This is a genomic window from Mesorhizobium sp. M7A.F.Ca.CA.003.01.2.1, assembly GCF_003998945.1.
GTDB lineage: Bacteria > Pseudomonadota > Alphaproteobacteria > Rhizobiales > Rhizobiaceae > Mesorhizobium > Mesorhizobium ciceri.
The window spans coordinates 1-6,608 of the sequence record NZ_RZRA01000219.1 but is presented as its reverse complement, the minus strand read 5'-3'; the positions used below and the strand labels follow the sequence as shown (position 1 = coordinate 6,608).

Sequence of the window (6,608 nt, the reverse complement as noted above, 5' to 3'; positions counted from 1 at the left end):
GCGTTCCGTCACCAGATTGCGATGCTGGCTGACCGGCCGCTCACCGACACCGGCGATGGCATTTTCGCTGTCTTCCTCGCGGGTGAAAGCTCTGCTCATTTCCTGAACTTAGGCCCGCAGAGGCTGCTCGACAAGCCATTGTCGTTTCCGTCCAGAGGAGAGGCAAACCGTCTGGCACGATTCCTGCGACGCCAAGGTTGAACGCTGGGATTCTGTGCCGATGTTGAACAGACGAACGCTGCTGACTGGAACCGCCGGCTTTGCCGTCATGGGCCTTGCGCTCGGCAAGGCGGTAGCCGCAAGCTTGAGCGGCATCGAGAAAGCCTCGATGCGCGGCTCGATCAATGCCACCGAACTCGGCGTGCAGCCCGGCACATCAGACGATCAGAGCAAGGCCTTCGCCAAACTGCTGCGTGACGCAAACAGCCGCGACATGCCGGTGTTCCTGCCGCCCGGCACCTATGTCGTCTCCAATCTTTCGCTGCCCGGCCGCGTACGTCTTTCCGGCGTGCCGGGCGCGACGCGCATCGTTTACGGCGGTGACGGCCACCTGTTCATGGCCGAACAGGCCGACCATATCGAACTTAGCGGACTGGTCTTCGATGGTGCGAACCGTGCGATGGGCGATTACACGCAAGGGCTGCTCGATCTTCGCCGTGTCGCGCACCTCGCCATCGACAATTGCCAGATCACCGGCAGCGGCAAGAACGGGCTGGCGCTGGAACACGCGATCGGCCGGATCGAGCGCTGTGAGATATCGGGCGCCGCCGATGCCGGCATCTATTCGGTCGAAGCCGGCGGGCTGGCCATCACGGGCAACACCGTTTCCGACTGCGCCAATGGCGGCATCCTCGTACACCGCTGGCAGGTGGCCGAAGACGGCACCATGGTCACCGGCAACCGCGTCCAAGGGATCCAGGCACGCAGCGGCGGAACCGGGCAGAACGGCAACGGCATCAATGCCTTTCGCGCCGGCAATGTCGTCATCTCGGGCAACATCGTCTCGGACTGCGCCTTCTCGGCCATCCGCGCCAACAGCGCCAGCAACCTGCAGATATCGGGCAACACCTGCTCGCGCTCTGGCGAAACGGCGATCTATTCCGAGTTCTCGTTCGAAGGCGCCATCATCAGCAACAACATCGTCGACGGCGCCGCCAACGGCATCTCGATCGTCAATTTCAACGAAGGCGGCCGCATGGGCGTCTGTTCCGGCAACATCGTGCGCAATCTGTCGACCAGCGGCCCCTACCCCGCCGACTCGCCGGGATTTGGCGTCGGCATCGGCGTTGAGGCCGACACCACCGTTTCCAACAATGTCATCGAGAACGCGCCACTCTATGGCATGCAGATCGGCTGGGGCCCGTACCTGCGCAATGTCGTCGCCACCGGCAACATCATCCGCAAGGCAGGAACCGGGATCGTCGTATCCGTGGTCGAGGGCGCCGGTACGGCCGTCATTTCAGACAATGTCATCGACGGCGCGCTGAACGGTGCGGTTGTCGGCCAGCGCTGGGCGGAGCCCGCGACAGGCGATCTCGCCTCGTCAAACGGTAGCGGCTACGCGCATCTGACCGTCGAGCGCAATCACGTCACTTGAGAGTTGCCGTCGGCCTCAGCGCTCCGACTTTGGCACCGTTGCGATTTTCGATGGGCGTGTTTGCCAATTCGAGCAGCTTCGCCGCCAAGGCCTCGTCGGCACGCAACAGTTTGGCAAGGACGGCGGCAACCATGGCTTCGCCGGCGCGGCCGGCGCCATCATCGCATTTGAGTGCGATGCCGAGGCCAAGTTCCGGAATTGCGGCACAATGGACGCCTTCGGCGCCGCCCTTCGTGAAAATCCGCCCTGGTGCGGCCTCCATCAACGCGACGTCTTCGCGGCCGCTGCCGGAAACGAAGAAGGGCTCGGCCATGCAGGCGGAAAGCAGCCGCTTTGCAGCCTTGGCTCGCTCTGGGCCAAAACCTGATGTCGTGGCCATGCGGGCAAAGCCGAGCGCGAAGCTCCTGAGCGGCACCGCGTAGGTCGGGATCGAACAGCCGTCGATGGCACGCTGGTCCTCACCATGGACAGCGCCCGTCACCGACTGCATGGCGTCGCGCACCATGTCCTGCAGGCCGTGTCCCGGCTTGACATAGCCGCGATGCGCAATGCCGGCGTGGACGCAGGTGCAGAGGAAGCCGGAATGTTTGCCGGAACAATTGTTGTGCAAGGCGTTCGGCGAGCCGCCGGCGCGGGCGAGCGCAATCTCGGCGTCATGATTGGATGGCCAATGCGTGCCGCATTCGAGCGCCGATCCGTCCAGCCCAGCCTTGGCCAGCATGGATCGCGCAAGGTCGACATGTGCCGGCTCGCCCGAGTGGGAGGCGCAGGCGAGCGCCAGTTCGCGGTTGCCGAAACCATAGGCATCCGCCGCCCCGCTTTCGACCAACGGCAAGGCCTGGATCGCCTTGACCGCCGAGCGCGGAAACACCGGCTTGGCCGTATCGCCGATCTCCCACACGGGCTTGCCGTCGCCATCGAAGACCGCGACTGAGCCGCGATGCGCGCTCTCGACGATCGCGCCGCGCAAGACTTCGATCAGAACCGGATTTGTCATGTCACCTCCCGCAAATGCGGGCGGTTTATCTGATCCGGTCGAGAATGGAAACGTAGTTGGCGACCGCCGCACCGCCCATATTGAAGATGCCGCCCAGTTTTGCGCCCGGCACCTGGATGCCGCTGGCCTCACCGACAAGCTGCATGGCGGTCAAGACATGCATGGACACGCCAGTGGCGCCGATCGGATGGCCCTTGGCCTTCAGCCCGCCGGACGGATTGACCGGCAGGCGACCATCCTTGGCCGTTGTGCCGTCCAACGCCAGCTTCGCCCCCTCTCCCGGCTTGGCAAGGCCCATCGCCTCGTACTCGATCAGTTCGGCAATGGTGAAGCAGTCATGCGTTTCGACGAAGGACAGATCGTCGAGCGTCACGCCGGCCGATTTCAGCGCCCGGTTCCAGGCCTGCTCGCAGCCTTCGAAGGTCAGAATGTCGCGCTTCGACATCGGCAGGAAATCCTGCACATGTTCGTTGGCGCGGAAGGCAACGGCACGGCGCATCTTCAGTGCCGTGGCGGTGTCGGCAAGGATAAGGGCGGCGGCGCCGTCGGAGACCAGCGAGCAGTCGGTGCGCTTCAGAGGACCGGCAACGAAGGGGTTCTTCTCGCTCTCTTGGCGGCAGAACTCATAGCCGAAATCCTTGCGCATCTGCGCATAGGGATTGTCGACGCCGTTCTTGTGGTTCTTGGCGGCAATCATGGCCAGCGCATCCGACTGATCGCCATAACGCTGGAAATAGGCCTGCGCGATCTTGCCGAAGACGCCGGCGAAACCCGCGGGTGTCTCGCCGTCCTCGGGCAGATAGGACGCCTTGAGCAGGTTTTTGCCGATCTCCGGCCCCGGCGTCGTCGTCATCTGCTCCGCGCCGACCACCAGCACGATGCGAGCGGCATTCGCGTCGATGGCGCGGATGCCTTGGCGGACCGCCGCCGATCCGGTGGCGCAAGCGTTCTCGACACGCGTCGCCGGCTTGAAGCGCAGCCGGTCGTCGGCCTGAAGCACCAGACTGGCGGTGAAATCCTGCGCCGAAAAACCGGCGTTGAAGTGGCCGAGCACGATCTCGTCGACCTCGTCGGGACCGATGCCGGCATGGTCGAGCGCGTCCGTTGCCACCTTGACGATGAGGTTTTCGAGCGTTTCGCCCTCAAGCTTGCCGAAGCGCGAATGCGTCCATCCGACGATGCATGCGGTCATGGCGGTCTCCATCCTTGGCGCCGGCCTGGCATGTCGGCTCACGGCGCATTTCGCATCTATTGTTCAAAGATAAACAATCGTGCCGGTTTCGTGAAGGGCTGGAGGCGTACAATCGCTTGGTACAGCCGAGATCGCGGCCGATTTTTTTGTTGATTGACGCGTCAATAAAAAATAATCCTGTTCTCTCAAAGGATCATGGCGAGATGCCGAAAATCGGAATGGAACCGCTGCGCCGCAAGGCGCTGATCGACGCGACGATCTCGGCGATCGGCGAGCGCGGTTCGCTCGACGTGACCATGTCCGAGATCGCCGGACGCGCCGGCGTGTCGTCCGCCCTTGCCCATCATTATTTTGGTGCCAAGGACGAGCTGCTCTTGGCGACGATGCGGCACATACTGGCGGAGCTTACAGCCGATACGTTGCGCGCCCTTGGCTCGGCCAATAGCGCGCGCGAAAGGGTCTCGGCGGTGGTCGCTGTCAATTTCTCCGACATCCAGTTCCAGCCGGAAACCATCGCCGCCTGGCTCGCCTTCTATGTCGAGGCGCAGAAATCATCGGCCTTGCGCCGGCTGCTCAAGGTCTACGCGCGGCGGCTGCACTCGAACCTGATGAGCGGGCTGACCGGGATCTTGCCCAGAGCCGAAGCCGACCGCGCCGCCGAAGCGACCGCGGCGATGATCGACGGGCTCTACATCAGGCGGGCGCTGAAAGACGGCGTGCCCGATGCCGCGACCGCGATCGCGCTGGTCGAGGACTATCTCGAAACCAAACTTGGCGAGCGGCGCAAACAGTGACAATGAAGCGAACCAATTTCCTGATCGTCATGGTCGACCAGCTCAACGGAACCCTGTTTCCGGACGGACCGGCGGAGTTTCTGCATACACCGCATCTGAAAGCGTTGGCCGCGCGTTCGGCGCGCTTTGCCAACAACTACACGGCCTCGCCGCTCTGCGCGCCGGGCCGTGCCTCGTTCATGAGCGGGCAATTGCCGTCGCGCACCGGCGTCTATGACAATGCCGCCGAATTCGCCTCATCGATCCCGACCTTTGCCCATCATTTGCGCGCCGCCGGCTACTACACCTGCCTGTCGGGCAAGATGCATTTCGTTGGGCCGGACCAGTTGCATGGTTTCGAGGAGCGGCTGACGACCGACATTTATCCAGCCGATTTCGGCTGGACGCCGGATTACCGCAAGCCCGGCGAGCGTATCGACTGGTGGTATCACAATCTGGGCTCGGTGACCGGTGCAGGCGTCGCCGAGATCACCAACCAGATGGAGTATGACGACGAGGTCGTGTTCCTGGCCACGCAGAAGCTCTATCAGCTTTCGCGCGAACAGGACGATGCGAACCATCGGCCTTGGTGCCTCACTGTCTCGCTGTCGCATCCGCACGATCCCTATGTCGCGCGCAAGCAGTATTGGGATCTCTATGAGCATTGCCGGGCGCTGGACCCGGAAACCGGGTTCATCGCGTATGACCAGCAGGATACGCATTCCCGGCGGCTGTACCACGCCAGCGACTATCCCTCTTTCGAGATCACACCGGAGCAGGTGCGTCGTTCGCGGCAGGGCTATTTCGCCAACATCTCCTATGTCGACGACAAGCTGGGCGAGATCCTGGACGTTCTCGAGCGTACACGCATGGCGGACGACACAATCATCCTGTTCTGCTCGGATCACGGCGACATGCTCGGCGAGCGCGGCCTGTGGTTCAAGATGAGCTTCTTCGAGGGTTCGGCGCGGGTGCCGCTGATGATTGCCGGCAAGGGCGTTCGCGCCGGGCTGATCGAGACGCCGGTCTCCAATCTCGACGTGGCGCCGACGCTTTGCGATCTCGCCGGCATCGACATCGCTGCGATCGCGCCGTGGACCGACGGCCAGTCGCTGCTGCCGCTCACCGAGGGCATCGAGCGCACCGCGCCGGTGTTGATGGAGTATGCCGCCGAAGGGTCCAATGCGCCTTTGGTGGCGATCCGCGACGGCAGATACAAATTCGTCCATTGCGAGCTCGATCCGCCGCAACTGTTCGATCTCGAAGCCGATCCGCTCGAACGGGACAATCTGGCCGACGACGCGGCCAATGCGGGCCTGGTGGCGGCATTCATGGACAAGGTCCAGACACGCTGGGACATGGCCGGCTTCGACGCCGCTGTCCGCGAAAGCCAGGCGCGCCGCTGGGTCGTCTATCCGGCGCTGCGCAACGGCGCCTATTACCCCTGGGATTTCCAACCCCTGCAAAAGGCGTCCGAGCGTTACATGCGCAATCACATGAACCTCGACAATCTCGAAGAGAGCAAACGGTATCCGCGAGGCGAATGATGTCAGACCTTCTCGTCCCCTCCCTTGACCATCTCAAGCAGGCCTATGCCGTCACCTCCAGGGCGACGCAGATCACGCCGCTGCTGGAATCGACGGCACTAGCCCGCGAGACCGGCGCCGCCCGCGTCTTCATCAAGCCGGAATCGCTGCAATGGGCCGGCTCATTCAAGGTGCGCGGCGCCTATTGGCGCCTGAAGCAGCTTTCAGTTGACGAAGCGAAGAAGGGCGTCGTCGCCTACTCCTCCGGCAATTTCGCGCAAGGGCTGGCGGCTGCCGGCCAGGCGCTTGGCGTTCCCGTCACCATCGTCATGCCGATCGACGCACCGGCCGCCAAGCGTGATGCCACGGCGGGCTATGGCGCCCGCGTCGTGCTGACCGACCATGGCGAGCGCGCGCGGGAGGAAGTCGCCGCCGCCAAGGCGCGCGAGATCGCCGAGACAGAGGGCCTGGCGCTGCTGCATCCATTCGACGATCCGGAGATCGTCGCCGGCCAGGCGGGCGC

At 63.6% G+C, this 6,608-nt stretch carries 6 protein-coding genes and 1 pseudogene; 4 read left to right on the top strand and 3 right to left on the bottom strand.

Annotated features, from left to right (window positions below):
- A pseudogene (locus tag EN969_RS35980) lies at positions 1–99 on the bottom strand (transcription elongation factor); the annotation flags it as partial.
- Between the two features lie 121 nt (positions 100–220).
- Between EN969_RS35980 and EN969_RS11650 the strand changes: the two are divergent.
- Complete coding sequence (locus EN969_RS11650) at positions 221–1,597, top strand: TIGR03808 family TAT-translocated repetitive protein (protein WP_013532675.1); 1,377 nt, start codon at positions 221–223, stop codon at positions 1,595–1,597.
- Here EN969_RS11650 and EN969_RS11645 read toward each other — a convergent pair.
- Together EN969_RS11645 and EN969_RS11640 are read right to left on the bottom strand one after the other, a co-directional pair.
- Positions 1,590–2,594 carry an asparaginase gene (locus EN969_RS11645; RefSeq protein WP_013532676.1) on the bottom strand — a complete coding sequence of 335 codons (1,005 nt, stop codon included), beginning with the start codon at positions 2,592–2,594 and terminating at the stop codon, positions 1,590–1,592. The genes EN969_RS11650 and EN969_RS11645 overlap by 8 nt on opposite strands.
- Positions 2,595–2,619: 25 nt before the next feature.
- A complete protein-coding gene (locus EN969_RS11640; protein ID WP_013532677.1) occupies positions 2,620–3,786 on the bottom strand; it encodes an acetyl-CoA acetyltransferase in 1,167 nt (388 codons plus the stop codon).
- Positions 3,787–3,989: 203 nt separating this feature from the next.
- Here EN969_RS11640 and betI point away from each other — a divergent pair, with 203 nt between their 5' ends.
- The 3 genes from betI to EN969_RS11625 form a co-directional block, all read left to right on the top strand.
- Entirely contained in the window at positions 3,990–4,580 is a 591-nt protein-coding gene (gene betI, locus EN969_RS11635; RefSeq protein WP_013532678.1) for a transcriptional regulator BetI, read from the top strand.
- Positions 4,577–6,106, top strand: a complete 1,530-nt coding sequence (betC, locus tag EN969_RS11630) for a choline-sulfatase (RefSeq protein WP_063167696.1) — start codon at positions 4,577–4,579, stop codon at positions 6,104–6,106. Before betI ends, betC begins: the two co-directional genes overlap by 4 nt.
- Positions 6,106–6,608: pyridoxal-phosphate dependent enzyme (locus tag EN969_RS11625; RefSeq protein WP_127419137.1), on the top strand; the 503-nt coding region annotated here is incomplete at its 3' end. The genes betC and EN969_RS11625, both read left to right, overlap by 1 nt.